The sequence below is a fragment of the Sphingobium sp. genome, from assembly GCF_035511395.1.
In the GTDB taxonomy this organism is placed as follows: Bacteria; Pseudomonadota; Alphaproteobacteria; order Sphingomonadales; family Sphingomonadaceae; genus Sphingobium.
In genome coordinates this window covers 1-25426 of sequence record NZ_DATKFP010000072.1, presented here as the reverse complement: position 1 = coordinate 25426, position 25426 = coordinate 1, and the positions used below count along the sequence as shown (strand labels likewise).

Annotated in this window: 23 protein-coding genes and 2 riboswitches; of the genes, 19 read left to right on the top strand and 4 right to left on the bottom strand. The window is 66.3% G+C overall.

Going from position 1 to position 25426, the window contains the following annotated elements:
- Positions 1-45: 45 nt before the first annotated feature.
- The 8 genes from VMR39_RS04190 to cobJ all read left to right on the top strand — a co-directional run bounded on the left by VMR39_RS04190 (position 46) and on the right by cobJ (position 10530).
- Positions 46-984, top strand: coding sequence for a Gfo/Idh/MocA family oxidoreductase (locus VMR39_RS04190; protein ID WP_325414647.1), 939 nt, complete (start codon positions 46-48; stop codon positions 982-984).
- 139 nt (positions 985-1123) lie between these two features.
- Positions 1124-1364: riboswitch (cobalamin riboswitch) on the top strand.
- A gap of 157 nt (positions 1365-1521) precedes the next feature.
- Positions 1522-2568, top strand: coding sequence for a HoxN/HupN/NixA family nickel/cobalt transporter (locus VMR39_RS04185; protein ID WP_414712454.1), 1047 nt, complete (start codon positions 1522-1524; stop codon positions 2566-2568).
- 38 nt (positions 2569-2606) lie between these two features.
- Positions 2607-2825, top strand: a riboswitch (cobalamin riboswitch).
- 191 nt (positions 2826-3016) lie between these two features.
- The gene (cobW, locus tag VMR39_RS04180; protein WP_325414645.1) at positions 3017-4054 is read left to right on the top strand and encodes a cobalamin biosynthesis protein CobW; all 1038 of its coding nucleotides are present in this window, start codon (positions 3017-3019) and stop codon (positions 4052-4054) included.
- Between the two features lie 9 nt (positions 4055-4063).
- Positions 4064-7318 carry a cobaltochelatase subunit CobN gene (cobN, locus tag VMR39_RS04175; RefSeq protein ID WP_325414643.1) on the top strand — a complete coding sequence of 1085 codons (3255 nt, stop codon included), beginning with the start codon at positions 4064-4066 and terminating at the stop codon, positions 7316-7318.
- A 2-nt stretch (positions 7319-7320) separates the two neighbouring features.
- On the top strand, positions 7321-8427 hold the full coding sequence (locus tag VMR39_RS04170; protein WP_325414685.1) for a cobalamin biosynthesis protein CobG: 1107 nt from the start codon (positions 7321-7323) through the stop codon (positions 8425-8427).
- Positions 8427-9056 (top strand): precorrin-8X methylmutase, encoded by a 630-nt coding sequence (locus VMR39_RS04165; RefSeq protein WP_325414641.1) that lies wholly within the window; start codon positions 8427-8429, stop codon positions 9054-9056. The genes VMR39_RS04170 and VMR39_RS04165 overlap by 1 nt, the downstream gene beginning before the upstream one ends.
- A 5-nt stretch (positions 9057-9061) precedes the next feature.
- Positions 9062-9784 carry a precorrin-2 C(20)-methyltransferase gene (gene cobI / locus VMR39_RS04160; protein ID WP_325414683.1) on the top strand — a complete coding sequence of 241 codons (723 nt, stop codon included), beginning with the start codon at positions 9062-9064 and terminating at the stop codon, positions 9782-9784.
- Positions 9781-10530 (top strand): precorrin-3B C(17)-methyltransferase, encoded by a 750-nt coding sequence (gene cobJ, locus VMR39_RS04155; RefSeq protein WP_325414639.1) that lies wholly within the window; start codon positions 9781-9783, stop codon positions 10528-10530. The genes cobI and cobJ overlap by 4 nt, the downstream gene beginning before the upstream one ends.
- Here the strand turns inward: cobJ and VMR39_RS04150 are convergent.
- Entirely contained in the window at positions 10506-11255 is a 750-nt protein-coding gene (locus VMR39_RS04150; protein ID WP_325414637.1) for a cobalt-precorrin-6A reductase, read from the bottom strand. The two genes, cobJ and VMR39_RS04150, sit on opposite strands and share 25 nt — an antisense overlap.
- Between VMR39_RS04150 and cbiE the strand changes: the two genes are divergently transcribed.
- The 9 genes from cbiE to VMR39_RS04105 all read left to right on the top strand — a co-directional run bounded on the left by cbiE (position 11254) and on the right by VMR39_RS04105 (position 20616).
- The gene (gene cbiE / locus VMR39_RS04145; RefSeq protein ID WP_325414635.1) at positions 11254-12459 is read left to right on the top strand and encodes a precorrin-6y C5,15-methyltransferase (decarboxylating) subunit CbiE; all 1206 of its coding nucleotides are present in this window, start codon (positions 11254-11256) and stop codon (positions 12457-12459) included. The genes VMR39_RS04150 and cbiE overlap by 2 nt on opposite strands.
- Positions 12456-12821: a cobalamin biosynthesis protein gene (locus VMR39_RS04140; RefSeq protein WP_325414633.1), complete on the top strand. Its 366-nt coding sequence runs from the start codon at positions 12456-12458 to the stop codon at positions 12819-12821. Before cbiE ends, VMR39_RS04140 begins: the two co-directional genes overlap by 4 nt.
- Positions 12818-13603: a precorrin-4 C(11)-methyltransferase gene (gene cobM / locus VMR39_RS04135; protein ID WP_325414631.1), complete on the top strand. Its 786-nt coding sequence runs from the start codon at positions 12818-12820 to the stop codon at positions 13601-13603. The genes VMR39_RS04140 and cobM overlap by 4 nt, the downstream gene beginning before the upstream one ends.
- A complete protein-coding gene (locus tag VMR39_RS04130) occupies positions 13600-14907 on the top strand; it encodes a cobyrinate a,c-diamide synthase (protein ID WP_325414629.1) in 1308 nt (435 codons plus the stop codon). The genes cobM and VMR39_RS04130 overlap by 4 nt, the downstream gene beginning before the upstream one ends.
- A complete protein-coding gene (gene cobF / locus VMR39_RS04125; RefSeq protein ID WP_325414627.1) occupies positions 14904-15659 on the top strand; it encodes a precorrin-6A synthase (deacetylating) in 756 nt (251 codons plus the stop codon). The genes VMR39_RS04130 and cobF overlap by 4 nt, the downstream gene beginning before the upstream one ends.
- The gene (gene cobO / locus VMR39_RS04120) at positions 15659-16261 is read left to right on the top strand and encodes a cob(I)yrinic acid a,c-diamide adenosyltransferase (RefSeq protein ID WP_414712453.1); all 603 of its coding nucleotides are present in this window, start codon (positions 15659-15661) and stop codon (positions 16259-16261) included. Before cobF ends, cobO begins: the two co-directional genes overlap by 1 nt.
- The gene (gene bluB / locus VMR39_RS04115; RefSeq protein WP_325414623.1) at positions 16258-16905 is read left to right on the top strand and encodes a 5,6-dimethylbenzimidazole synthase; all 648 of its coding nucleotides are present in this window, start codon (positions 16258-16260) and stop codon (positions 16903-16905) included. The genes cobO and bluB overlap by 4 nt, the downstream gene beginning before the upstream one ends.
- A 461-nt stretch (positions 16906-17366) precedes the next feature.
- A complete protein-coding gene (locus tag VMR39_RS04110; RefSeq protein WP_325414621.1) occupies positions 17367-18575 on the top strand; it encodes a carbohydrate porin in 1209 nt (402 codons plus the stop codon).
- Positions 18576-18678: 103 nt separating this feature from the next.
- The gene (locus VMR39_RS04105) at positions 18679-20616 is read left to right on the top strand and encodes a rhamnogalacturonan lyase (protein WP_414712452.1); all 1938 of its coding nucleotides are present in this window, start codon (positions 18679-18681) and stop codon (positions 20614-20616) included.
- A gap of 11 nt (positions 20617-20627) precedes the next feature.
- Here the strand turns inward: VMR39_RS04105 and VMR39_RS04100 are convergent, their stop codons facing one another.
- The 3 genes from VMR39_RS04100 to VMR39_RS04090 form a co-directional block, all read right to left on the bottom strand.
- Positions 20628-21218, bottom strand: a complete 591-nt coding sequence (locus VMR39_RS04100; protein ID WP_325414619.1) for a hypothetical protein — start codon at positions 21216-21218, stop codon at positions 20628-20630.
- Between the two features lie 201 nt (positions 21219-21419).
- Positions 21420-22685, bottom strand: a complete 1266-nt coding sequence (locus VMR39_RS04095; RefSeq protein ID WP_414712451.1) for an MFS transporter — start codon at positions 22683-22685, stop codon at positions 21420-21422.
- Between the two features lie 34 nt (positions 22686-22719).
- Positions 22720-23505, bottom strand: coding sequence for a 2-keto-4-pentenoate hydratase (locus VMR39_RS04090; RefSeq protein ID WP_414712455.1), 786 nt, complete (start codon positions 23503-23505; stop codon positions 22720-22722).
- Between the two features lie 130 nt (positions 23506-23635).
- Between VMR39_RS04090 and VMR39_RS04085 the strand changes: the two genes are divergently transcribed.
- A complete protein-coding gene (locus tag VMR39_RS04085; protein WP_325414613.1) occupies positions 23636-24688 on the top strand; it encodes a LacI family DNA-binding transcriptional regulator in 1053 nt (350 codons plus the stop codon).
- Positions 24689-24748: 60 nt separating this feature from the next.
- Positions 24749-25426 (top strand): 5-dehydro-4-deoxy-D-glucuronate isomerase (gene kduI, locus VMR39_RS04080; protein WP_325414611.1); only part of this gene is annotated, 678 nt, incomplete at its 3' end.

Below are 25426 nucleotides of genomic sequence, written 5' to 3'. Positions count from 1 at the left end.
GCCCCTCCTCGAAGGGAGGGGCTTTTACAGTACGGAGTTTGGTCCATGCGTATTGCCCTGGCCGGTGCCGGCGCCTTTGGCGAAAAGCATCTCGACGGCCTCAAGAATATCGACGGCGTGACCGTCACCTCGATCATCGGCCGCGAGTTGGAAGCGACCAGGAAGGTCGCGGAGAAATATGGCATCGGCCATGTCACCACCGACTTGAACGAGACGCTGGCGCGCGATGATGTCGATGCGGTGATCCTTTGCACCCCGACCCAGATGCACGCCGCGCAGGCAATCGCCTGCATGGACGCGGGCAAGCATGTCGAGGTGGAGATTCCGCTGGCGGACAGCTGGAAGGACGCGCAGGCGGTGCTCGCCAAGCAGCAGGAAACCGGGCTGACCTGCATGGTCGGCCATACCCGCCGCTTCAATCCGTCGCACCAGTTCGTCCATAATCGCATCAAGGCCGGCGAGTTCAACGTCCAGCAGATGGACGTGCAAACCTATTTCTTCCGTCGAAAGAATATCAATGCGAAGGGCGAGCCGCGCAGCTGGACCGACCATCTGCTGTGGCACCATGCCGCGCACACGGTCGATCTGTTCGCCTATCAGGCGGGCAAGATCGTGTCAGCGCACGCGATGCAGGGGCCGATCCATCCTGACCTGGGCATAGCGATGGACATGTCGATCCAGCTGAAGAGCGAGACCGGCGCGATCTGCACCCTGTCGCTGTCCTTCAACAATGACGGGCCGCTAGGCACCTTCTTCCGCTATATCGGCGACACCGACACCTATATCGCGCGCTATGACGATCTGGTGAACGGCAAGGAAGAGCCGATCGACCTGGCCGGCGTCGCCATTTCCAACAACGGCATCGAATTGCAGGACCGCGAGTTCATCAGCGCCATCCGCGAGGGCCGCGATCCCAATTCGAGCGTCGCGAAGGTGTTCGACTGCTATCGCGTGCTGGGCGAGCTGGAACAGCAGCTGGGCTGAGCTGGAAATCCCTTCAGGGTCGCCGGAAGGGCGTGGCGGGCGACCGCCGCGCCCTTGTTGCATGCGTCCCGCTGTCAAGGCTGCTTGGCAAGGCGTTGCGGCGAAGCTATGCCTTGGCCCGGCCGGTGGAGATGATCCGCCGGCCGTTGATCGCGCCGGTGCCCCTGCCAAGGGGCTGAAAAAGGGAATGCGGTGAGAGGGCTTGCCCTCGATTCCGCGGCTGTCCCTGCAACTGTGAGCGGTGAGCATGTTGCATAGGCTTTCCTGAAATAGGGAAGGCAGCCACTGGGCCGGACGCTAAATCATGCGAGGCCTGGGAAGGCCATGCCGCATCGCTATGACCCGCGAGCCAGGAGACCTGCCGGCGTCTGGTCGCTCTTGCCTTGGTCCAGGGGATGGCCGTGGCACGGTATGCTCCGTCTGAGCGACGAAGAAGCGGCGGGGGCCGCATGGAAAAGCGCGTCTGCGCCGGATGGCGTCCGGCCGGCGCGCGCAGCCCCGGCCATGTCGCACGACGCCGGGGTGTCCTGACTTTCCATGTCCAACATTGCTGAAATATCCGCGCCGCCGTTGCGGCATCGTGTCGCCTGGCTGATGGGGACGCTGATCGCCGTCAATGTCGCTGTCTGGCTCTGGGCCATCGCGCAATTCCACGCCCAGCCGCTGATGCTCGGGACGGCGCTGCTCGCCTGGGGGCTGGGGCTGCGCCATGCGGTCGATGCCGACCATATCGCTGCGATCGACAATGTGACCCGCAAGCTGATGCAGGATGGGCAGCGGCCGATCACCGTCGGCTTCTGGTTCGCGATCGGCCATTCGACGATCATCGCCATCGCCTCCGTCACCATCGCCCTGACCGCCAGCGCCCTGTCCCGCTTCGAAAGTTTCAGCCAGATCGGCGGTGTGGTGGCGACCAGCGTGTCGGCGCTGTTCCTGTTCACCATCGCGGCGATGAACCTGATGATCCTGCGGTCGGTATGGCGGACCTTCTCCCATGTCCGTGCCGGCGGCGCCTATGTGGAGGAGGATCTGGACCTGCTGATGGGCAATCGCGGCCTGCTGTCGCGGCTGTTCCGTCCGATGTTCCGGCTGGTCAGCCGCAGCTGGCACATGGCGCCGCTGGGCTTCATCTTCGGCCTCGGCTTCGACACGGCGACCGAAGTGGCGATCCTGGGCCTGTCCGCCAGCCAGGCTGCCGACGGCATGGCGATCGGCACGGTGCTGGTGCTGCCGGCGCTGTTCGCGGCGGGCATGGCGCTGGTCGATACCGCCGACGGGGTGGTGATGCTGGGCGCCTATGAATGGGCCTTCGTCAAGCCGATCCGCAAACTCTATTACAACATCACCATCACGCTGATCTCCGCGCTGGTGGCGATCGTCATCGGCGGGATCGAGACGATGGCGCTGATCGGCGACAAGCTGGGACTGGAGGGCGCACCATGGCGAGTCGCGGCCAATCTGGGCGAGCATTTCAATAGTTTGGGCTTTGCGATCATCGGCCTGTTCATCCTTTGCTGGGCGCTGAGTTTCGGCATTTATCGCTGGAAGCGCTTCGATGAGATCGAGGTGCAGGTGGCGTCCTGAAACGCCATTGGCTTGCGTTGGAAATTCGTTTAGGGCGGCTGCATTGATCGCGCCGGTGCCCCGCAAGGGGCTTCAAATGGGAATGCGGTGAGAGGGGCCTGCTCCTCAATTCCGCGGCTGTCCCTGCAACTGTAAGCGGCGAGCGCGATGCACAGGCCCTCCTGTCGGAGGGCAGCCACTGGACCGACCGGTCCGGGAAGGCGTGCATCAAGCCTTGACCCGCGAGCCAGGAGACCTGCCGGCGTCTGGTCGCTCTTGCCTTGGTCCAGGGGATGGCCGGGGCACGGTAGATTCTTCCGTCTGAGCGACGAAATCGTGCGGCTGGGGCTGCACGGTGCGGGATGCCGGGCGCCGTCGCGCCCGCCCGTCGTCGCGCGCCGGCCGGCGTCCATCGGGGACGTCGGCAAGCCCCCGCCCGTCGTCGTTCGGCGCGCGGGAGTCTGTCGGGTTGACCGATCTTGCAAAATTGCCCGTGACCATCGTCACCGGCTTTCTGGGTGCGGGCAAGACCACGCTCATCAGCCATCTGATCCGCAATGCGGGTGGGCGGCGGCTGGCCGTCGTCGTCAATGAATTCGGCACTTTGGGGGTCGACGGCGATATCCTGAAAAGCTGCGCCATCCCCGATTGCCCGGCGGAAAATATCGTCGAGCTGGCCAATGGCTGCATCTGCTGCACCGTGGCCGACGATTTCATCCCAACGGTCGAGGCGCTGCTGGCGCTGGAGCCGCGCCCCGACCATATCCTGATCGAGACGTCGGGGCTCGCGCTGCCCAAGCCGCTGCTCAAGGCGTTCGACTGGCCGGCGATCCGGTCGCGGATCACCGTCGACGGCGTGATCGCGCTCGCCGATGCGGAGGCTGTGGCCGATGGCCGGTTCGCCCCCGATCTGGAGGCGCTGGATGCCCAGCGCCGGGCCGATCCGGGCATCGACCACGAAACGCCGCTATCCGAAGTGTTCGAGGACCAACTGGCCTGCGCCGACATGGTGCTGCTGACCAAGGCGGACCTGGCCGGGCCGGAGGGCGTGGCCGCCGCGCGCGCCGTGATCGCGGCGGAAGCACCCCGCCCGCTGCCGGTGGTCGAACTGGTCGACGGGGTGATCGACCCGCGCGTCGTGCTGGGCCTGGGCGCTGCGGCCGAGGATGACTTGGCGGCACGTCCCTCGCACCATGATGGCGAGGAGGATCATGAGCATGAGGATTTCGACAGCATCGTCGTTACGCTGGGCGACATTGTCGATCCGGCCGATCTGGTGGCGCGCATAGAAAGGCTGGCGCGCGAGCAGCAGATATTGCGGGTGAAGGGCTATGCCGCGGTTGCCGGCAAGCCGATGCGGCTGCTGGTGCAGGCGGTGGGCGCGCGCGTCCGCCACCAATATGATCGGCCCTGGCGTCCGGGCGAGGCACGCGCGACCCAACTGGTCGTGATCGCCGAGCATGATCGCATCGACGCGGCGGCGATCCGGGCGGTCCTTCAGGACTGACTTCGCGCCATGCACGTCATCTTCCGCGAGACCCACGGGATCGAGGAGGCGGCCGTCCCACAGGATCTGGGGCAGGCGCCCGCCGATCTTGTGCTGCTGTCCTTTTCGGACAGCGACCTTGGGGCGTTCGCGGAAGGATGGCATCGGGCGCAGGGTGGGTTGCCGACCTTGCGGCTCGCCAATCTGGCGGCCTTGGCGCACCCGCTGTCGGTCGACACCTATATCGAGCGGACGCTGTCGGGGACGAGGGCGATCCTGATCCGGCTGATCGGGGGGGCGTCCTATTGGAGCTATGGCCTGCAACAGGTCGAGGCGATGGCGCGGACGCGGGGGATTGTGTTGGCGGTGCTGCCGGGGGACGGGCGCGCCGATGCGCGGCTGGATGCGGCATCGACCGTGCCGGTCGCGACGCTGCGGGCGCTGGCGCGGCTGTGCGACGCGGGCGGCGCGGCGGCGGCGCGGGCGGCGCTCGGCCTGCTGGCGCGGGAAGCGGGGCTAATCGATGACCCCATCGGCGCCACGCCGCCCTTGCCCATGGTCGGCGCGTGGGATGGCGAGGCGACATGCCCCGCTGCCTTTGCGTTGACGGCGATGCAGCCCCGCATCCTGCTGGTCTTTTACCGATCCTATCTGACTGCCGCCGACATGCACCCGTTCGAGGCGTTGCGGGACGCCTTCGCCGCGCGTGGCTTCGATGTGATCGGCCTGTTCGCGCCCTCGCTCAAGCCGCATGACATACGCGGCTGGATCGCGCGTTGGGTCAAGGCGCTTGGCCCTGCCGCTATCGTCAACGCCACCGCCTTTTCCGCGCGGGGCGAGGATGGCACGACCCCGCTCGACGGGGCGGGCGTGCCGGTGTTTCAGCTGGCGCTGGCGACCTCCGGGCGACGGGCCTGGCGGGACTCGGCGCGTGGCCTGTCGCCGGCGGACCTCGCCATGCATGTTGTGCTGCCCGAAGTGGACGGGCGGCTGTTCGCGGGCGTGGCGAGTTTCAAGGAAGCGCAGGTTCGCGACGCCGCGCTGGAGTTTGCGCGCGGCGCGCACCGGGCCGATCCGGCCCGGATTGATGCGATCGTGGAACGGGTGATCGCCTGGGTGCGGCTCGCCGCTAGACCGGCGGCGGCGCGGCGGCTGGCGCTGATCCTGTCGACCTATCCCGGCAAGGCGCACCAGATGGCCCATGCTGTCGGGCTGGACGCGATCGCCTCGGCCGAAGCGATCCTGGGCGACCTTGCCGACGCTGGCTATGCCGTCGAGGCGGCGGGCGATCTGGTCGGCGCGCTTCAGTTCGAGCGGCTATATTGGCCGCTGGCCGACTATCGCCGGGCGCTGGCGGCCTTGCCGGCATCGTTGCGCGATGACCTTCGGGCGGCCTGGGGGGAGCCGGAGGATGATCCGGCCGCGCAGGATGGCGCTTTCGCCTTCGCTGCGGTTCGGCGCGATGGGCTGCTGGTGGCGCTTCAGCCGGAACGGGGGCTGAGCGAGGGTCGGGCCGACAGCTATCACGACCTTACCCATTGCCCGCGCCATGCCTATGTCGCTTTCTACCTCTGGCTGCGGGCGCAGGGGATCGACGCGCTGGTGCATATGGGCGCGCATGGCACGCTGGAATGGCTGCCGGGCAAGGCGGTTGCCCTGTCCGACGCCTGCTGGCCAGAGGCGCTGATCGGGCCGACGCCTTTGCTCTATCCCTTCATCGTGAACGATCCGGGCGAGGCGGCGCAGGCCAAGCGGCGGATCGGGGCGGTGACGATTGGCCATGCGCCGCCGCCGCTGGCACCGTCGCGTGACGGTGCAGGGCTGGGCCGGATCGAGACTTTGCTCGATGAATTTTCCAACGCCGATGGCCTCGACCCGGCGCGGCGGCTGCGGTTGCAGGCGGACATCAGGGGCGAGGCGGGCGCGCTGGGGCTGGAGGCGGACCTTGGCATCGATGCCGCCATGTCCCCGGCGGAGGCGATCAGCCGGATCGACCGCTTCGTTTGCGACATCAAGGAAAGCCAATATGGCGACGGCCTGCATGTATTCGGCCGGGGCGAGCAGGGCGCGGCCGAGCGTGACGGCCTGCTGGCCGCGCTGGACGGGCGGCGGATCGCGCCTGGCCCGTCCGGTTCGCCGCATCGCGGCCGGTCCGACGTGCTGCCGACCGGGCGCAACCTGTTCATGGTGGATCCGCGCGCCGTCCCGTCCCGCGTCGCCCATGCGCAGGGCGTGCGGCTGGCGGAGGAGCTGATCCGCCGCCATTTGCAGGACCAGGGCGATTATCCAAAAGGTCTGGTGGTCGACCTGTGGGGATCGGCGACGATGCGCACCGCGGGCGAGGATTATGCCATGGCGCTGCACCTGCTGGGCGCGAAGCCCGTCTGGGATCTGGCGTCGGAGCGGGTGACGGGGGTGGAGATACTGCCGCTCGCGATGATGGACCGGCCGCGCATCGACGTGACCCTGCGCGTATCTGGCCTTTTTCGCGATGCCTTCCCGACCTTGCCGTTGCTCTTTGGCCAGGCGGTGCGGGCGCTGTGCGAGCGGGACGAGCCGGGCGACTGGAACCCGTTCGTCGGCACCGCGCCGGCCTCGCGCGTCTATGGGCCGGAGCCCGGACGCTATGGCCTCAACATGGGCGATACCGCCGATACCTATACGGCTGATGCCCGGCGCTTGGCGGGGGAGGCATGGCTGGCAGCATCACGCCACGCGCTGGATCGGGACGAGGCGGATGAGGCCGGGCTGCGGGCGCGGGTCGCCGCCGCCGATGCCTTCGTCCATGCACAGGATCTGCCCGAAACCGACCTGTTGCTGGCGGCCGACTATGCCGCGCATGAAGCGGGTTTCGCCGCCGCGCAGGGCGTGACGGGGGGGATGGCGGCGCTCTATCATCTCGACGCGCGCAACCCGGAGCGACCGGTCGCGCGGCCGCTGGCCGAGGAGATAGCGCGCGTGGTGCGGGCGCGGGCGGCCAATCCCGGCTGGGTCGACGGCATGATGCGGCACGGCTTTCGCGGCGGCGCGGAACTGGCGGCGACGCTCGACCATCTGGGCGCCTTCGCCCATCTGGCGGCGCATGTCGCGGGCGGGGTGCCCGACCATCTGTTCGACCTTTATCATGACGCGACGCTGGGCCGTGCGGAGGTGCGCGATTTTCTGGCGCAGGCCAATCCCGGCGCGCTGGCGGCGATGGAGGCGCGCTTTGCCGCGCTGCTCGCCGCCGGTCTGTGGCGCACGCGGCGCAACTCGATCCTCGCCGGCCTGGGGGGCGCGCCATGACCATGGTGAAGGGCTGGTGCCCCGATGCCTGGCATCCGATGGCGGCGGGCGATGGGCTGCTGGTGCGGGTGCGGCCGCCGCTGGGACGGATCGAGGCGGCGCAGCTTGTGGGGCTCGGCGAAGCGGTTGCGACCTATGGCAATGGGCTGAGCGATCTGACTAGCCGCGCGAACCTGCAAATACGGGGGGTGCGCGAGCAGGGCTGGCGGCCACTGGTCGAGCGACTGGTGGCGCTGGGGTTGACCGATGCCGATCCGGCGAGAGAGGCGCGGCGAGCTTTGATGGTGGCGCCCGACTGGCAGGCGGGCGACGACACCGTGCGGATTGCGGAAGAGCTGATCGCGCGGCTGGCCGAACTGCCGAAGCTGCCTGCGAAAGTCGGCTTCGTCATCGATGCGGGGGATGCACCGCACCTGATCGGGGAAGCGGGTGACTTTCGGATCGAGCGTGGGGCGCATGGCGGATTGATCCTGCGTGCAGACGGCCGGACGCTCGGTGCAGACCTCGCCGTTGGGCAAGAGGTCGATGCGTTGCTTAAGCTGGCCCACTGGTTCGTCGCCAGCGGCGGCCCCGCCGCCGGGCGCATGGCGCGGCATGACGCGTCCTTGCCCGACTGGGCGGAGGGCCGCATCCCGCCCGCCAGCGCCGCCATGCCGGTGTGGGTCGGCGCGCATCCGCTTGGCTTTGCCTATGGGGCGCCGTTCGGGCAGATCGAGGCGCCGACGCTGGCGGAACTGGCGACGGGCGCGATCCGCCTCACGCCCTGGCGGACGCTGATCGTCGAGGGCGGTGACGGGCGGCCGGTCGGGGGATTGCTGCGCGGCCCTTCCGACCCGCTGTTGCGAGTAGATGCCTGCCCCGGCGCGCCACGCTGTCCGCAGGCGAGCGTCGAGACGCGCGCGCTGGCACGGCGCATCGCACCCCATGTCGGCGGGCGCCTGCATGTATCGGGCTGCGCCAAGGGCTGCGCGCGCGCGTCCGCCGCCGATCTCTGCATCACCGGCCGGGACGGCCATTACGACCTTACGAAAAACGCCAGGGCGGGATCGCCGCCATTGCAGGCGGGCATGGATGCGCCCGCCCTGCTCGCACATCTGGGAGTATATTGATGCCGCATGTCTATGAAACCGATGGCGCGGCGATCTATCGCCAATCCTTCGCCATCATCCGAGCGGAGGCGGCGCTCGGCCGCTTTTCCGCCGAGGAGGAGCCGGTAGCCGTGCGCATGATCCATGCCGCCGGCATGGTCGAGCTGGCGCCGCATATCCGCTTTTCCCCCCGTTTTGCCGAAGCGGCGCGGGCGGCGCTGGCGGGCGGCGCACCGATCCTGTGCGACGTGCGCATGGTATCCGAAGGGGTGACGCGGGCGCGGTTGCCGGCGGACAATATGGTCGTCTGCACGCTGGGCGATCCGTCGATGCCGGAACGGGCGCGGGCGATGGGCAATACCCGCTCCGCCGCCGCGCTGGAGCTGTGGCGGCCGCATCTGGCGGGCGCGGTGGTGGCGATCGGCAATGCGCCGACCGCATTGTTCCATTTGCTGAACATGCTGGCAGACCCCGGCTGCCCGCATCCGGCGGCGATCATCGGTTGCCCGGTCGGCTTCGTCGGCGCGGCGGAGTCCAAGGCGGCGCTCTGGGCGGAGCAGCCGGTGCCCTGCTGCATCGTCGACGGGCGGCTGGGTGGCAGCGCCATCACCGTCGCGGCGATCAACGCGCTGGCGAGCCGCGCGGAATGAGCAACATGCTGGGCACCATTCACGGCGTCGGCCTTGGCCCCGGCGCGCAGGATCTGATGAGCGTGCGCTCGGATCGGCTGATACGGGAAGCGCGCCATGTCGCCTATTTCCGCAAGGCCGGCCGGCCGGGCCAGGCGCGGCGCATCGTCGAGGGGATGCTGCACCCGGACGTGATCGAGATCGCGATGGAATATCCCGTGACGACCGAAATTCCGCTGACCGATCCGCGCTACAACGAATGCCTATCCGCCTTCTATGCCGACTGCACCGAGCGGCTCGCGGTGCTGGCGCAAGCGGGCGAGGATGTCGTCGTGCTGTGCGAGGGCGATCCCTTTTTCTACGGTTCCTTCATGCACCTGCACAGCCGCCTGTCGGGGAGCGTGCCGGTGCGGATCGTGCCGGGAATCAGCGGCATGGCGGGCGCCTGGACCGCCAGCGGCGCGCCGATCACCTGGGGCGACGATGTGCTGACGGTGCTGATGGCGACCCTGCCGGAGGAGGATCTGGCCCGCCGCATCCGGGATACCGACGCGCTGGTGGTGATGAAGATCGGCCGCAACCTGCCCAAGCTGCGCCGGGCGGTCGCGGCGGCGGGGCGTGAGGCGGAGGCGTGGCTGGTCGAACATGCCGCCATGCCGGAGCAGAAGGTGACGCCGTTGGCGCAGGCGGAAACGGTCACGCCCTATTTCTCGATCCTGCTGATCCACGGACAGGGGCGCCGGCCATGACCGGCTGGATCGCGATTGCCGGGCTGGGACCGGGGGATGAGGCGATGGTGACGCCCGAAGTGACGGCCGCGCTGGCGGAGGCGACCGATATCGTCGGCTATATCCCCTATGTTGCGCGGATCGCGGCGCGCGACGGGCTCACCCTGCATCCGTCCGACAATCGGGTGGAACGCGAGCGCGCGGCCCATGCGCTGGACATGGCGGCGGCGGGGCGGCGCGTCGTCGTGGTGTCGTCGGGTGATCCTGGCGTCTTCGCTATGGCGGCGGCGGTGTTCGAGGCGTTGGAGGGTGGGCCGGATGACTGGTGTGCGCTCGATATCCGTGTGCTGCCGGGTATCACCGCGATGCTGGCGGCCAGTGCGCGGGCCGGGGCGCCGCTGGGCCATGATTTCTGCGCGATCAACCTGTCCGACAATCTGAAGCCCTGGGCGCTGGTGGAGCGGCGGCTGCGGCTGGCGGTCGAGGCGGATTTTGCGATCGCCCTCTACAATCCCCGGTCGAAGGCGCGGCCGGAAGGCTTTGCCCGCGCGCTTGACCTGCTGCGCGACGTGAGCGGCGACGATCGCCCGATCCTTTTCGCGCGAGCGGTGTCGACGCCGGAAGAGGAATTGCGCATCGTGCCACTGTCGCAGGCGACGCCCGACATGGCGGACATGCGGACGGTGGTCATCGTCGGGTCGAGCCTGACGCGGATCATCCGCCGCGACGGCGCGCCGATCCTCTACACCCCGCGGTCTGCGCTATGATCGATCCAGTGCAGCACGGCGCGCGGGGCATGCAGTTCCAGTCGATCGGGCAAGGCGGGGCGATCTATCATCAGCACCGGCAGGCCGAGGTTGCGCGCGGCGAGCAGCTTGGCCTGCGCGCCCGTGCCGCCAGCATTCTTGCAGAGGACGAGGTCGATGCCGTGCGCCTGCATCAGTCGCATTTCACTCGCCATGTCGAACGGACCACGATCGATAACCAGGTGGTAATTAATAAGTGGCGGCGGGGTTGCTGGTGGATCGATGAATCGCAGCAGGAAAAAATGCCGCGGCCGCGCGGCGAAGGCGTCGGCGTGCATCCGGCCAAGCGCGAGCATGATGCGACGCGCGGGGCCGTCGAGTGCGGCCAGAGCCGCCGCCAGGTCCGGCACATGGGTCCAGCGATCCCCGGTCGTGGCGCTCCAGGCCGGACGGGTCAGCGCGACATGGGCGATACAGGCCATGCGCGCGGCCGTCGCCGCATTGGCGCTCATCGTCGCGGCGAAGGGATGGGTGGCGTCGACCAGATGGGTGACGCCCTGCGCGCGCAGATAGTCGGCCAGCCCCACCGCGCCGCCAAAGCCGCCGACCCGCACCGGCACGGGCTGCGGGCGCGGGCTGTCGACCCGGCCGGCATAGCTGAGCGTCGCCCGTTCGCCGCGTTCAGCCAGCAGGCGCGCGAGCGCGCTCGCTTCGGTGGTGCCGCCCAGGATGAGGATGTTGCGCATGGCTGAAAGTCCGGCACGGCCATGGCTGACGATCGTCGGCATCGGCGAGGATGGATGGGACGGGCTGGCCGCACCGGCCCGCGCGGCGATCGACGTGGCGGAACTGGTCATGGGACCGGCCCGGCATCTTGCGCTGCTGGGCGAGCATAAAGGGCGGAAGCTGGAATGGCCAGTCCCCTTCGCCGATGGCATCGGGCTTTTGCTGGCCGAGCGGAGGCGGCCGGTGGTGGTGCTGGCGTCCGGCGACCCCTTCTGGTTCGGCGCGGGGAGCAGTCTGACGCGGCAGCTCAAAGCGGCGGAATGGGTGGCATATCCGGTCCTGTCCACCTTCTCGCTGGCGGCGGCGCGGCTGGGCTGGGCGGTGCAGGACATGGCCTGTGTCGCGCTCCATGCCGCGCCGGTGACGCGGCTGCGCTCGCATCTCGTGCCGAGGCGGCGGACAGTGGCGCTGCTGCGCGACGGTGCCGCGGTACGCGAGGTTGCGGACTGGCTGACCGGGCAGGGCTTCGGGGCTTCGACCCTGCATGTGCTGGAGGCGCTGGGCGGTGCGCGCGAGCGGGTGCGAACGACGCGCGCCGATGCGATGGCATGGGACGATGTCGCACATCCGGTGGCGATCGGGATCGACTGCGCGGGCGAGGGCAGGGTGCTACCCTGCGCATCGGGCATCGCCGACGACTGGTTCGACCATGACGGACAGATCAGCAAGCGGCCGGTGCGCGCGCTGACCCTGTCGGCGCTGGCGCCGCGACCGGGCGAACTTTTGTGGGATATCGGCGCGGGGTCGGGATCGATCGGGATCGAATGGCTGCTCTCCGATCCGGCCAACCGGGTCATCGCGCTGGAGGCTGATCCGGTGCGCGCGGCGCGGGTGGCCGCCAATGCCGCCGCATTGGGCGCAGCCCGGATCGATGTTCGGACCGGGCGAGCACCGGACATCCTGCCTGAAGGACAAGCCGATGCCGTCTTTATTGGCGGTGGCCTGTCGCAGGCATTGCTTCAGGCACTCTGGGGGCGACTGCCCACCGGATGCCGGCTGGTCGCAAATGCGGTGACGCTGGAGTCCGAAGCGCTGCTGGCGCAGTGGCAGGCGGCCAAGGGCGGGGACCTGCTGCGCATCGATCTGGCAGAGGTCGCGCCGATCGGATCGCGGCGCGGCTGGCGAGCGAGCTATCCGCTGGTGCAGTGGAGCGTGACCCTGTGATCGTCGCCGGTTTCGGCTTTCGCGCGGGCGCGACCGAAGCGTCGTTGCGCGCCGCGCTGGAGGGCGCGCAGCTCGGCGCGCCGCCCGTGACCCTGCTCGCCGCGCCCGAGGATAAGGTGGCGGCGCTTGCACCGCTGGCCGAGTCCCTTGGTCTGCCGGTAGTCGGCATCGCCTCAGACGCGCTGGCAACCGCCGAAACGGTGACCCGATCGGCCATGAGCATGGCCGCGCGCGGGACCGGCAGCGTTTGCGAGGCCGCCGCGCTGGCGGCCGCCGGCCCCGGCGCTTCGCTCATCGCCCCCCGTTTCATCGCACCCGATCGCATGGCGACCTGCGCCATCGCCGAAGGAAGAGCATCATGACAATATATTTCATCGGTGCCGGTCCCGGCGCGCCCGATCTGTTGACCCTGCGCGGTCGCGATCGGATCGCGGCCTCGCCCGTCTGCCTCTATGCCGGTTCGCTGGTGCCGCAGGCGCTGCTCGACCATTGCCCGACCGGCACGCGGATCGTGAACACGGCGCCGCTGTCACTGGACGAGATCATCGCCGAAATGGCGGCGGCCCATGCGGCGGGGCAGGATGTGGCCCGGCTCCATTCGGGCGACCTGTCGATCTGGTCGGCCATGGGCGAGCAGTTGCGACGGCTGCGGGCGCTGGACATTCCTTATGAGGTGACGCCGGGCGTGCCCGCCTTCGCCGCTGCCGCTGCCGCGCTGGAGGCGGAACTGACCCTGCCCGGCCTCGCCCAGTCGCTGGTGCTGACCCGCACACCCGGCCGCGCCAGCGCGATGCCGCCGGGCGAGACATTGGCGGCCTTTGGCGCGACCGGCGCGACGCTCGCCATCCATCTGTCCATTCACAACCTGGCGCAGGTGATCGCGGATCTGCTGCCGGTCCATGGGGCCGACTGCCCCGTTGCGGTGGTGTGGCGGGCAAGCTGGCCCGATCAGCGGATCTTGCGGGGCACGCTGTCCACCATCGAACAGTCCATGGCGGGCAGCATGGAGCGCACGGCGCTGATCCTGGTGGGACAGGTATTGGCGACCGAGGGTTTCGGCGAAAGCAGCCTCTATGCGCCCGATTATGACCGGCGGTTCCGGCCGCAATCGGCGGACTCGCGCTTTACGGGAGTGAGTGAATGACCGTCCCCGGCTTGATGATCGCCGCGCCCGCTTCGGGCACCGGCAAGACGACGGTGATGCTGGGCCTGCTGCGCGCGCTGAGCGAGAATGGGCTGGCGATCCAGCCGTTCAAGAGCGGGCCGGATTATATCGACCCGGCCTTTCATCGTGCCGCCTGCGGCCGTGCTTCCTTCAACCTAGACAGCTGGGCGATGATGCCGGGTCTGATCGACGCCATTGCGGCGGAGGCGAGCGGAGCGGATATGATCCTCGCCGAAGGATCGATGGGCCTTTATGACGGGGTCGCCAGCGTTGGCGGGACCGGGCATGGCGCCAGTGCCGACATGGCCCGACGCATGGGCTGGCCGGTCATATTGGTGGTCGACGTATCGGGACAGGCGCAGTCCGCCGCGGCGACGGCGATGGGCTTCGCGCGCTTCGATCCCGATCTGCCCTTTGCCGGGGTGATCCTCAATCGCGTCGCCAGCCCGCGCCATGAACGGCTGGTGCGCCGGGGGATGGAGGCGGCGGGCATCCGCGTGCTGGGCGCGCTACCCCGGCGCGGCGACCTCACTCTGCCGGAGCGGCATCTGGGGCTGGTGCAGGCGGTCGAGCATCCCGATCTCGACAAGGCGATCGCCGACTATGCGGTCTTCCTGCGGGATCATGTCGATCTCGCCGCGATCTGCGACGCGGCGTCGGGGCGGGGCGGCAGCACAGCAGGGCAGCTGCCGCTACCACCCGCGCAGCGCATCGCGCTGGCGCAGGACGAAGCCTTCTCGTTCATCTACCCCCATCTGCTGGAAGGCTGGCGCTGCGCGGGTGCGGAGATCGTGCCCTTCTCGCCGCTGGCAGACGAGGCGCCGGCGGCTGACGCCGATCTCGTCTGGCTGCCCGGTGGCTATCCCGAACTTCATGCCGGGCGGATTGCATCCGCGTCCCGTTTTTTGACGGGCTTGCGCCATCATGCGGAAACCCGGCCGGTGCATGGCGAATGTGGCGGCTACATGGTGCTGGGCGAAGCATTGATCGACAAGGATGGCGCGCGCCATGCCATGGCCGGACTTCTCGGCCTCGTCACCAGCTATGCCCAGCGGCGGATGCATCTCGGCTATCGACATGCCCGGTTGCTCGCGCCCGTCGCCGGCATGCCTGCCGAAACAGCGCTGCGCGGGCATGAGTTCCATTATTCCACCATCCTTGAGCAGCCCGACGCGCCGCTGGCCCATGTCACCGACGCCGATAGCGTCGCGGTCGCCGAGACCGGATCGCATCGCGGCCGCGTGACCGGCAGCTTCTTCCACATGATCGCGCCAGCCCTATGATCGACCTGACCCTGATCGGCATCGGGACGGGCGATCCCGAGCAACTTACGCTGGCCGCCATCCGGGCGATGAACGCCGCCGCCCTCATCCTGCTGCCGCGCAAGGGGGAGGAGAAGGCGGACCTGATCGCGGTGCGCCGGGCCATTTGCGCGCGCGTGCTGACCGGCCCGACCCGGATGGTGGAATTCGACCTGCCGGTGCGGCGGCAGCAGGGCGATTATCTGGGCGCGGTGCAGGACTGGCATGATGCGATCGCGGCCTGTTGGACCAAACAGATAGAAGAGCATTTGCCCGACGGCGGTCGGCTGGCGCTGCTCGTCTGGGGCGATCCCTCGCTCTACGACAGCACGTTGCGGATCGCCGACCGGCTCCTGGCACGGGGCATGGCGTTGCGCGTGTCGGTGGTGCCGGGGATAAGCAGCCTTCACGCCCTGACTGCCGCTCATGCCATCACCTTGAATACGCTGGCCGAGCCGGTCGTCATCACCACCGGGCGGCAGTTGCGCGACCATGGCTGGCCAGCGCAGGCGGACAGCGTCGCGGTGATGCTGGACGGCGGTTGCGCCTTTCAGGCGATCGATCCCACGGGGGTGAATATCTGGTGGGGGGCCTATCTCGGCATGGCGCATCAGGCGCTGATTGCCGGAAAACTGGAGGTGGTCGGTCGCCACATCATCGCGGAACGCGCGGCGCTGCGAGTACGGCACGGCTGGATCATGGATGTCTATCTCATGCGGAAGGAAAGAGGATGATGCAGGTCGACCAAGCGCGCCACAGCGAAAAGATGCGCAAGAAACAGGCGGCACAGGCCAAGATCATGGCCAACAAGACCCAGGAAAAGGGGCTGCTGATCGTTCATACCGGCAAGGGCAAGGGCAAGACCAGCGCCGCGCTGGGCATGGTCGTCCGCTCCATCGGCCATGGCATGAAGGTCGGGGTGGTCCAGTTCGTGAAGGGCGCCATGGCAACCGGCGAGAAGGCGGTGTTCGATGCCTTTCCCGACAATATCGATTTCAAGCCGATGGGCGAAGGCTTCACCTGGAACACGCAGGATCGTTCGCGCGACATCGCGGTTGCGCGCAAGGCGTGGGAAGAGGTGAAGCGGATGATCACCGATCCGGCCTATGACATGGTGCTGGCCGATGAACTCAACATCGTGTTACGCTATGATTATTTGCCGCTGGATGAGGTGCTGGCGGCCGTGGCAGAGCGGGATGCGATGAAGCATGTCATCATCACCGGGCGCAACGCCCCCGATGCGCTGATCGAGGCGGCCGATCTCGTGACGGACATGGTGATGGTGAAGCATCCGTTCAGGTCGGGCGTGAAGGCGCAGAAGGGCATCGAATTTTGAACGCAGCGCCGCCCGATTTCGACGCCGCCTTTCTGGAGCAATTCGACGCGCTGCTGGCTTGGCGCCGTGACGTCCGGCATTTTCGGACTGATCCTGTGCCGGAGCCTGTCGTGCAGGCGCTGCTCGCTTCGGTCAGCCTGGCGCCATCGGTCGGCAATGCGCAGCCCTGGCGGCTGGTGCGGGTCCGTTCTGCCGACCTGAAGGCGCGGATCGCCAAGCATGTCGACCAGCAGAACCGCGCCGCCGCCGATCGCTATGCGGACGCCGATCAGCGCGCCCATTATCTCTCACTCAAGCTGCATGGCGTGCGGGAGGCGCCCGAGCTGATCGCGGTCTTTTCGCACGAACATCCCGACACCGGCCATGGCCTCGGCATCGCGACCATGCATGAAATGCTGCGCTACTCGACCGTGATGGCGATCCATACCCTGTGGCTGGCGGCACGGGCGCGCGGCGTCGGATTGGGCTGGGTGTCGATCGTCGATCCGGCCACCGTCAGGGCGATGCTCGACGTGCCAGAAGACTGGAGCATGATCGCCCTGCTGTGCATCGGCTATCCGGATGGGCCATGCGCTACGCCGGAACTGGAACAGCGTGGCTGGCAGGCGCGCGAGGCGCTGGCGGATCGCCTGTTCGATAGATAGGCTATCGTCGCTCTCGATCACATGAGTTTTCCACTGGAGCCCACCCCATCAAACACAAGCCAGCAGCCTCTCTAAACGCTAGGTATGATACGAAGCTTCAACCCGTCCGAACCTGCACGTCGCTGCGGTGGTCTTACGGATGCGGACAGTTGCTCAGTATATTCCGATAAACCGCCCATCATCTGCCTGACCAATGGCTGATGGAATGCGGTTCAGAAACCGCTTCTTCCTGACAAATATTGCATTGTGAAAGATCCTGGCGGACGCGTCGGGTTTATGGTTTCGAGTGAACCTTCATGCGATCATGTCGGACCCGGCGTTTTCTGCCGGATCGGCTGGTTGTTTCGATCATTCGTATCGTCGTATCGTCTTCAATCATTCTCTATTTGAAGATCTATCGATCTAGCTTGGTGCGGCATGATGCCGAACCTTCCCTCTGGCCCCCGCAAAGGCAATGCCCCTTGATCGGCGTTCCACTGCTACTGGCGGCTGCTACAATAGCCCCAATCGGCGAGGTTGCGCCTGTTGGGAATGTAGGCCCGATTGTTCCTGTCCGTCCCCATTCGCATATCCATGCCGGCCAGCAGACGCCAGGCGAGGGACCGGTCGTAATCGATGTCACCTATGGCAGCGACATGATGGGAGTGGTGGCCGGCGGCGTGAAGCGGCGCGCACGCTATCTCGATAATCTCGATCTGGTCATGGAAGTCGATCTGGAGGATCTGGTCGGATGGGAAGGGGCGGAGATGCATGTCTACGGCCTCTATAATAATGGCCAGTCCATTTCCGAGGTTGTGGGCGACGCGCAGATGGTCAGCGAGATCGAGGTCAGCGCCCAGGCGTTCAAGCTGTATGAGGCCTGGATCGATCAGATGGTTGCGCCGAACCTGTCGTTGCGGGCGGGTATATATGACCTCAATTCGGAGTTTGACGTGCTGGACGCGGCGACGCTGTTTATCGGCGGTGCCCATGGCATGGGCAGCGACATCGGCATGTCGGGGCGCAATGGTCCGTCGATCTTTCCGGCGACCGGGCTTGCTGCGCGCATTCTCTATCGCCCGGCAGAGGGATGGGCGGTTCGCGCGGCGATATTGGACGGCATGCCGGGCAATCCGGATCATCCTTCTCGCACCAGTGTGCGATTGGGCGGCGGCGAGGGCGCGCTGCTGATCGGCGAGGTGGAGGCGCCTGTCGCCGGCGGGCGGTTGCTGCTGGGACATTGGCGCTATACCTCCTCCTTCGATCGGTTCGAGGGGACGCATGGCGGGGGCAATGCCGGCGTCTATCTGCGCGGGGAGAAGAGACTAGCCGAGCATGGCGATCGGCGCGTAGACGGCTTCTTCCGGCTTGGCACCGCCGCCAAACATTATAATATGTTCGACCGCTTTGTTAGCGCAGGACTTAAATTTAGTGGCTGGATCGACGGGCGGTCGGAGGATGAGATCGGCATTGCCCTGATCGGCGCTTTCACATCGCCCGAGTATCGCCGCGTTAATGATGCGGGTCGGTCCGAAATGGTGGCAGAAGCGACCTATCGCGCGCAGATTGCTCCCTGGTTGGCTGTGCAGCCAAACCTGCAATATGTGCGCAATCCGTCCGCCGATCGTGCGATCGACGATGCATGGGTCGTAGGACTGCGGATTGAGATGGCGTTTCGGTTGTTGGACTGAAGATAGTCCCATTAAATGGGATATGATTATCCAATGTGGAACTTACTTGCCGCGGCCTTTTCGTCGCCTTATAGCTCCGACAAAAGGGCGAGAGGAGCGACAGATGCGGCAGGCAAGGATGTTGGCGGGTTGGGCGAGCATGACGGCGCTGCTGCTGGGGCCGGTTACGCTTTACGCGGCTTCCTCCGGCGCGCGGCAGATCGAGAAGCTTGATCGGGCGCTGGTCGCGGTGCCGCTGGCGTCAGGGCAGGGAATGCATGTCAGCTGGCGCCTGCTGGCCACCGATACGAAGACCGTCCGCTTCACGGTACTGCGCGATGGCAAGCCGATCAGGACCGTCGCCGCAGGAGCGGCCACGAGCGTGACCGATGCGGGTGGAACCGCGCAAAGCCGCTACAGCCTGCGCGAGGGTTCGGGCAGGATCGTCGCGACGGCGATGCCCTGGACGAAGGGCTATTTGCCGATCCCGCTCGACAGGCCGGCAGATCGGGTGACACCCGATGGCGAGCGCTACAGCTATTCCGCCAATGACGCGAGCGTGGGCGATCTGGACGGCGACGGCCGCTACGAGATCATCGTCAAATGGTATCCTTCGATCGCAAAGGATAATGCCTTTGGCGGTTATACGGGCGAAACGCTGCTTGATGCCTATACGCTCGACGGCAAGCGGCTGTGGCGGATCGATCTTGGTCGCAACATCCGGTCGGGCGCCCATTATACCCAGTTCATGGTCTTCGACCTGAATGGCGACGGCCGTGCGGAAGTGGCGATGAAGACCGCGGATGGAACGGTCGACGGGACTGGCGCCGTGATCGGCGACACCAAGGCGGACTGGCGCGAGCATGATGGCGAAACGCCGCAGGCCGACCGGACGGGCGCGACCGTCCTGCCCGATGGCAGCAAGGTGGCGCGGCTGAAGGGGCGTATCCTGCGCGGGCCGGAATATCTGACCGTCTTCGATGGGCAGACCGGCAAGGCGCTCGCCACAACATCCTATGCGCCGTCGCGCGGGCCGAGCGGCGACAATCCATCGTCGGACGAGCGCGCCGCCACGTGGGGCGACGCCTATGGCAATCGGTCGGAACGCTATCTGGCCAGCGTCGCCTATCTGGACGGGCGGCGGCCAAGCCTGATCTTCGCGCGCGGCTATTATGCCCGTTCGACCATTGCCGCGTGGGACTGGCGCGACGGCAAGCTGACGCAGCGCTGGCTGTTCGACAGCGCTGCGTCGGGCAATGCCGACTATGGTGGTCAGGGCAATCACCAGATGTCGGTCGCGGATGTCGATGGCGATGGGCGCGACGAGATACTCTATGGCGCGATGGCGGTTGACGATGATGGCAAGGGGCTGTGGTCAGCCCGGCTTTTCCACGGCGACGCGATGCATGTGTCCGACCTCGATCCGACGCGGCCGGGCCTCGAAAAATTCGGCGTGCATGAGGATATGCGTAGCAATGGCAATATCGGCGCGGCCATGCTCGACGCGCGCACGGGCGAGCGGCTCTGGACCAAGCCGGCCGATCGCGACACCGGCCGCGGCATCGCGATCGACATCGATCCGCGCTATCCCGGCGCGGAAGCCTGGGCATCGAATTCGCCCGATCTGTGGGACGCGAAGGGCAATGTCATTCCCGGCGGCCATCCCCGCGCAGCCAATTTCGCCATCTGGTGGGACGGTGACGGCTTGCGCGAACTGCTGGACGGCACGCGCATCGCCAAATGGGATTGGCGCGGCAGCCGGGAAGTGCCGCTGCTGTCGCCCGAAGGGGTGGAATCGAACAATGGCACCAAGCAGAATCCGGCATTGTCGGCCGATATCGTCGGCGACTGGCGCGAGGAACTGCTGGTTCGCAGCGCCGATAGCAGCGAATTGCGGCTCTATGCCACGCCTTGGCCGACCGCGATCCGCCTGCCGACGCTGATGCATGATCCAGTCTATCGTCTGGGGATCGCCTGGCAGAACAGCGCCTATAACCAGCCGCCCCATCTGTCCTTCGCCATTCCGGACGACGTGCCGGCGGGAGAGGCAGCCAGGCGTTGATCTGCGGCTGATCAGGAGGCGAAGAGATCCCCTTGGCGCGGCCGTGTTGCGGTCGGGTGTTGCGGTGGTGGGCCGTTCACCAGCGCCCGCGCCCGGCCGGTCAACGTGTAGACCGCCTGGCGCTGCGCCCCGCGATTGAGATGGTCGACCCGGTAGCCCTGATAATGACGCTTTAGCAGGCCGGCCTTTACCAGTTCGGACGCGGCGCGGCTGAGATTGGTCTTGCCCGATGCGCGGACGCGCGCGCGGACCTCGTCCTGTACCAGCGCCTCGTCGGCTGAACCATCACCTGACAGGCGGCCGGTCTTGCGCAATTCGTCCCGCACCCGCTCCACCAGCGCCATGCGGCGCGGATCGCGATGGCCCATCGGCGTCAGCGCGTCGCAGAGCCAGTCGCGCAGCGGCACCAGCGCATCGCCCACCCGCACTTCCGGCCCGGCGCTGCCATCGGTGCGCGCCACGTCGGCGATCAGTGTCAGCAGCATGAAGGCATAGCGCGGGCGCGAGCAGCAATGCGACAATTGGTCGAGCAGGAGCGAGATATCGCTGCCACGGGGCATGGGGGAAGAGGTGGGGCGGGAAGAGGCGCGCGAATGAAACATAAGGTGAATCAAGCACAGAGCGGCCTCCTTGTGAATCCGCTTTTTTCCGCGAGTCGCATTTTGTCGGCTGTGACACTTTGCCAATCGGTAAAGTGTCATGGTGGAAACTTTACCGATGCGGCCGAGTGAGTCAGGACGGAAAAAGGCAAGGGCAGCCCTTCTGGACCGCCGTTTGCTTCCTTCAGATGATGGGATGATGGCTCAGACGCTGACGCGCTCCAGCCGCGGCGTGAGCAGGTGGACGGCTGCCAAGGCGACGAAATAGGCGCTGCCGGCGACTGCGAAGAGCGGCGTGTAACTGCCGATACTATCTAGGATATAGCCGGCATATTTCGCCATCACCATGCCGCCCACGGCACCCATGGTGCCACCGATGCCGACCACCGATCCCACCGCGCCGCGCGGGAACAGGTCTGACGGCAGAGCATAGAGATTGGCGGAAAAGGCCTGGTGTGCTGCCGTGGCGATACCGATGATCAATACCGCAAGCCAGAGATTGTCGATCGACTGGGCGAAGAAGATCGGCAGCACCGCGCAGGCACAGATGAGCATCGTCAGCTTGCGTGCGGCATTGACGCTTTTGCCTGCCTTGATGAAGCGGCCCGATAACCAGCCGCCAAAGACACTGCCGCCATCGGAAAGCAGGTAGATCACCACCAGCGGCGGGCCGAAGCTGATAAGGTCCAGGCCGTAGCGCGTGCCCAGATATCCGGGCAGCCAGAAGAGGAAGAACCACCAGATCGGGTCGATGCAGAATTTGCCGATCGCATAGGCCCAGCATTCCCTGACGCTGATGATTCGGCTCCAGCCGATCTTCTGCACGGGGTCGGCCGGATCCTGCTGGATATAGGCCAACTCCTCCGCCGTCACCTTGGGATGCTCTTCGGGTCGGCGATAGAGAGCGAGCCAGGCGATCAGCCACAAGATGCCGAAAATGCCGGTCGCATAGAAGGCGACGCGCCAGCCATAGGCTACCGTCAGCCATGGGACGAGCAGGGGAGTGACGATCGCGCCGACATTCGCCCCGGCATTGAACAGGCCGATTGCGAAAGCGCGCTCCTTCTGCGGGAACCACTCGGTCACAGCCTTGATGCCCGCCGGGAAATTGCCCGATTCCCCGACGCCGAGGCCAAAGCGGGCCATGGCGAACTGCGTGACGCTATGGACGCCGCCATGGGCCATGTGCGCGATCGTCCAGATCACGACCGCCACGGCATAGCCAAAGCGCGCGCCGATCACGTCGACTATCCGGCCAAAGCCCAGATATCCCACTGCATAGGCCGCCTGAAACCAGAAGACGATATTGGCATAATCGGTTTCCGACCAAGCCATTTCCTGGGACAGCGTGGGTTTTAGCACGCCGATCATCTGGCGATCGACATAGTTGATCGCCGTTGCCGCAAAGAGCAGGGCAACCACCACCCAACGATAACGTCCGACCGGTGGCGCCTTAATACTGGCTTCCATCATCATCCTGCTCCGTATTGAAATATGGTCGCTTTTAGCGCGACTCTTGTGCGTCGATCCTGCAATGGAGGGTTCCGAGCGGCCCGAAATCCATTTCCACTGTCTGACCTATTTGTACGACATGTACACCGGTGACAGCGCCTGTCGATATCCACCAGCCCGGCTCTATGGCAATTCCGCGCATAACTAGATTTTCGAGCAGGAAAGCGACCGATCCGATCGCGCCTCGTGCGAAGGCGGACGCGGTGCCGGCACCAATTTCCAAACCGTCGATGCGCGTGGTCACGGGTTGCTGGGTATAGGCACCATTCTGCCAGTCGGCGACAGCAGGGCCGATCAGTAGGCCATTATTATTGCCGAAATCGGATATGGTGACGGCCGGTCCCATGCTGTTGATGCCGACAAAAGGCGAACTGGCGATCTCAACGCCGATATGTACTGCGTCGATATGGTCGGCAGCCTCTTCCAGGTTGAACTGCGTCTGGCCCGAGGTCGGCGTCTTGCCGATACGGCACAGATATTCCGCCTCGATCGCGCCAAAGCCGTTCGCGAAGATCAAGCCGCGCGAACCCGGCTCGATCCGCGCGACCGTGCCAGCAAAGATCGGTCCGGCCAGCCGGTCGCAGCCATATTGATCGGACAGGGGCGGGAGGATGCGGCCGACTTTCCAGCCTGCGATCGGTTCGTCCACGCGCGCCAGCGCTGCGTCCTGGATGGCATAAGCCTCCGCCAGCGTCGTGGGCGGCGTGCCGGGATAGTCGGTAAGGCCGAGCGCCGACGTGCGGGCCGACAGAAAGCGTTCGGCGATGGCGTCGGCCATGCTGCTGCTTGCGCTCACGCAATATTCCTTTCGTTGAACATGGAATCCGGGTTAATGGAAACCGGTGTCATTGACAAGCCATAGTCTGCTTGGCCGCTGGCGCTTCGGGTTAACTGGACTATAAGGCGACATGGCGAAGCAGAAACAGCAAGAGGGGCCGGCGCCCAAGCTGACGATCAACGACATAGCCCGTCTGGCCGGCGTGTCGAAGAAAACGGTCAGCCGGGTCATCAACCGATCGCCGCTGCTGAACGAGGAAACCCGCGACAAGGTGGAGGGGATCATCCGGGAAACCGGCTATGTCCCCAATCCGCAGGCGCGCGCTCTGGCACTCGGACGCAACTTCCTGATCGGCCTGATTTACGACAATCCCAACGCGCAGATGGTGCTGTCGATGCAGCGCGGCATATTGGAGGCGTTGCACGGAACCGAGTTCGAGCTGGTGATTCGTCCGGTCGATCGCGGTTCCAACCATGTGATGGACGATATTCGCGGGTTCGTGACGCGCCAGCGCCTGTTCGGCGTCGTAGTGCTGCCGCCCATGTCTGAAAATGACGCGCTGGCGCGGATGCTCGACGAGCAGGGTTGCCGCTATGTCCGCATGGGGTCGGCCATGCTGGACGACGCGGAGCATATGGTTGCGTCGAATGATCGCGAAGCGGTGGCGGATGCGGTGCGCCATCTGATCGCGCAGGGGCATCGGCGGATCGGCCTGATCGCGGGTCCGCATGGCTTCCGTTCGGCGCAGGAGCGGCGCGAAGGCTTTGAAATGGCGCTGACCGAAGCGGGCATCAGCCTGCCGCGCAGCCTGATTGCGGACGGGCAATATACCTTTGAATCCGGGCTTTCCGCGTCGGAAAGCCTGTTCGACCTGACGCCGCGTCCGACCGCCATTTTCGCCAGCAATGACGAGATGGCTGCGGGAGTGCTCTATGCCGCACGGCTGCGGGGCATATCGGTGCCGGAGGAATTGTCGATCATCGGCTTCGACGATACGCCCGTCACCACGCGGGTCTGGCCGCCGCTCAGCACTGTGCGCTGGCCGATCGTTGCCATGGGGCGGGCCGCTGCACTGAAACTGATCGGCACGGCGATCGGCGAAGGTGCGGACGTCAAGGAGCCGTCCATGTTCAGTTCGACGCTGATCCGTCGTGCATCGGTTGCGCCGCCTGCCAAAAGTTGATAAAACGATCTCATGACACCGGTGTCTTGTTGGGCATCGTAGTGAGGATGAGGAAGCATCATGTTCGAGAAGACCTATCACGCGACGCACCCGGATATGATGGAGTGCGTGGACAATGAGAGCCTGCGCGACCGCCATCTGGTGGGCGGCATGTTCGTCGAGGGTGAGGTCGTCCTTAACTACAGCCATAATGAGCGGTTCGTGATCGGCGGCGCGGTGCCGGCCGGTGGTTCCCTGAAGCTGCCCGACCAGAGTGAGCCGGCCTCGGCGGCGGGCCATCCCTTCCTGGAACGGCGTGAAGCCGGCATCGTCAATATCGGCGGCCCCGGCGCGATCACCGTCGACGGCACGCGCTACGAGATCGGCAACAAGGAATGCCTTTACGTGCCCATGGGCACGAAGGACGTGATCTTCGAGGGCGCGGAGGCCCGCTTCTACATCGCCTCGCTGCCCGCGCACAAAGCCTTCCCGGTCAAGAAGATCACGCTCGCCGAAGCCAATCCGCTGGAGCGTGGCGACCTCGCCAACTCCAACCACCGCACCATCTACCAGCTGGGGATCCCCGGCGCGTGCGAGAGCGCGCAGCTGCTGCTGGGCCTCACGGTCCTCGAAACCGGCGGCGTGTGGAACACCATGCCGCCGCATCTTCATGACCGCCGCAGCGAAATCTATCTCTATTTCGACCTTCAGGGCGGCGACCGCGTGTTCCACTATATGGGTGAGCCGGACGCGATGCGT

Excerpts from the sequence above, each read along its gene's own strand:
- VMR39_RS04105 (WP_414712452.1), top strand. The coding sequence starts at position 18,679 with ATGCGGCAGGCAAGGATGTTGGCGGGTTGGGCGAGCATGACGGCGCTG.
- cobJ (WP_325414639.1), top strand. The coding sequence starts at position 9,781 with ATGACCGGCTGGATCGCGATTGCCGGGCTGGGACCGGGGGATGAGGCG.
- cobN (WP_325414643.1), top strand. The coding sequence starts at position 4,064 with ATGCACGTCATCTTCCGCGAGACCCACGGGATCGAGGAGGCGGCCGTC.
- VMR39_RS04150 (WP_325414637.1), bottom strand. The coding sequence starts at position 11,255 with ATGCGCAACATCCTCATCCTGGGCGGCACCACCGAAGCGAGCGCGCTC.
- VMR39_RS04090 (WP_414712455.1), bottom strand. The coding sequence starts at position 23,505 with ATGGCCGACGCCATCGCCGAACGCTTTCTGTCGGCCCGCACGTCGGCG.
- cobO (WP_414712453.1), top strand. The coding sequence starts at position 15,659 with ATGCAGGTCGACCAAGCGCGCCACAGCGAAAAGATGCGCAAGAAACAG.
- cobI (WP_325414683.1), top strand. The coding sequence starts at position 9,062 with ATGCTGGGCACCATTCACGGCGTCGGCCTTGGCCCCGGCGCGCAGGAT.
- VMR39_RS04130 (WP_325414629.1), top strand. The coding sequence starts at position 13,600 with ATGACCGTCCCCGGCTTGATGATCGCCGCGCCCGCTTCGGGCACCGGC.
- cobF (WP_325414627.1), top strand. The coding sequence starts at position 14,904 with ATGATCGACCTGACCCTGATCGGCATCGGGACGGGCGATCCCGAGCAA.
- VMR39_RS04170 (WP_325414685.1), top strand. The coding sequence starts at position 7,321 with ATGGTGAAGGGCTGGTGCCCCGATGCCTGGCATCCGATGGCGGCGGGC.
- VMR39_RS04095 (WP_414712451.1), bottom strand. The coding sequence starts at position 22,685 with ATGGAAGCCAGTATTAAGGCGCCACCGGTCGGACGTTATCGTTGGGTG.
- cbiE (WP_325414635.1), top strand. The coding sequence starts at position 11,254 with ATGGCTGAAAGTCCGGCACGGCCATGGCTGACGATCGTCGGCATCGGC.
- cobM (WP_325414631.1), top strand. The coding sequence starts at position 12,818 with ATGACAATATATTTCATCGGTGCCGGTCCCGGCGCGCCCGATCTGTTG.
- VMR39_RS04185 (WP_414712454.1), top strand. The coding sequence starts at position 1,522 with ATGTCCAACATTGCTGAAATATCCGCGCCGCCGTTGCGGCATCGTGTC.
- VMR39_RS04190 (WP_325414647.1), top strand. The coding sequence starts at position 46 with ATGCGTATTGCCCTGGCCGGTGCCGGCGCCTTTGGCGAAAAGCATCTC.
- VMR39_RS04085 (WP_325414613.1), top strand. The coding sequence starts at position 23,636 with ATGGCGAAGCAGAAACAGCAAGAGGGGCCGGCGCCCAAGCTGACGATC.
- VMR39_RS04100 (WP_325414619.1), bottom strand. The coding sequence starts at position 21,218 with ATGTTTCATTCGCGCGCCTCTTCCCGCCCCACCTCTTCCCCCATGCCC.
- VMR39_RS04165 (WP_325414641.1), top strand. The coding sequence starts at position 8,427 with ATGCCGCATGTCTATGAAACCGATGGCGCGGCGATCTATCGCCAATCC.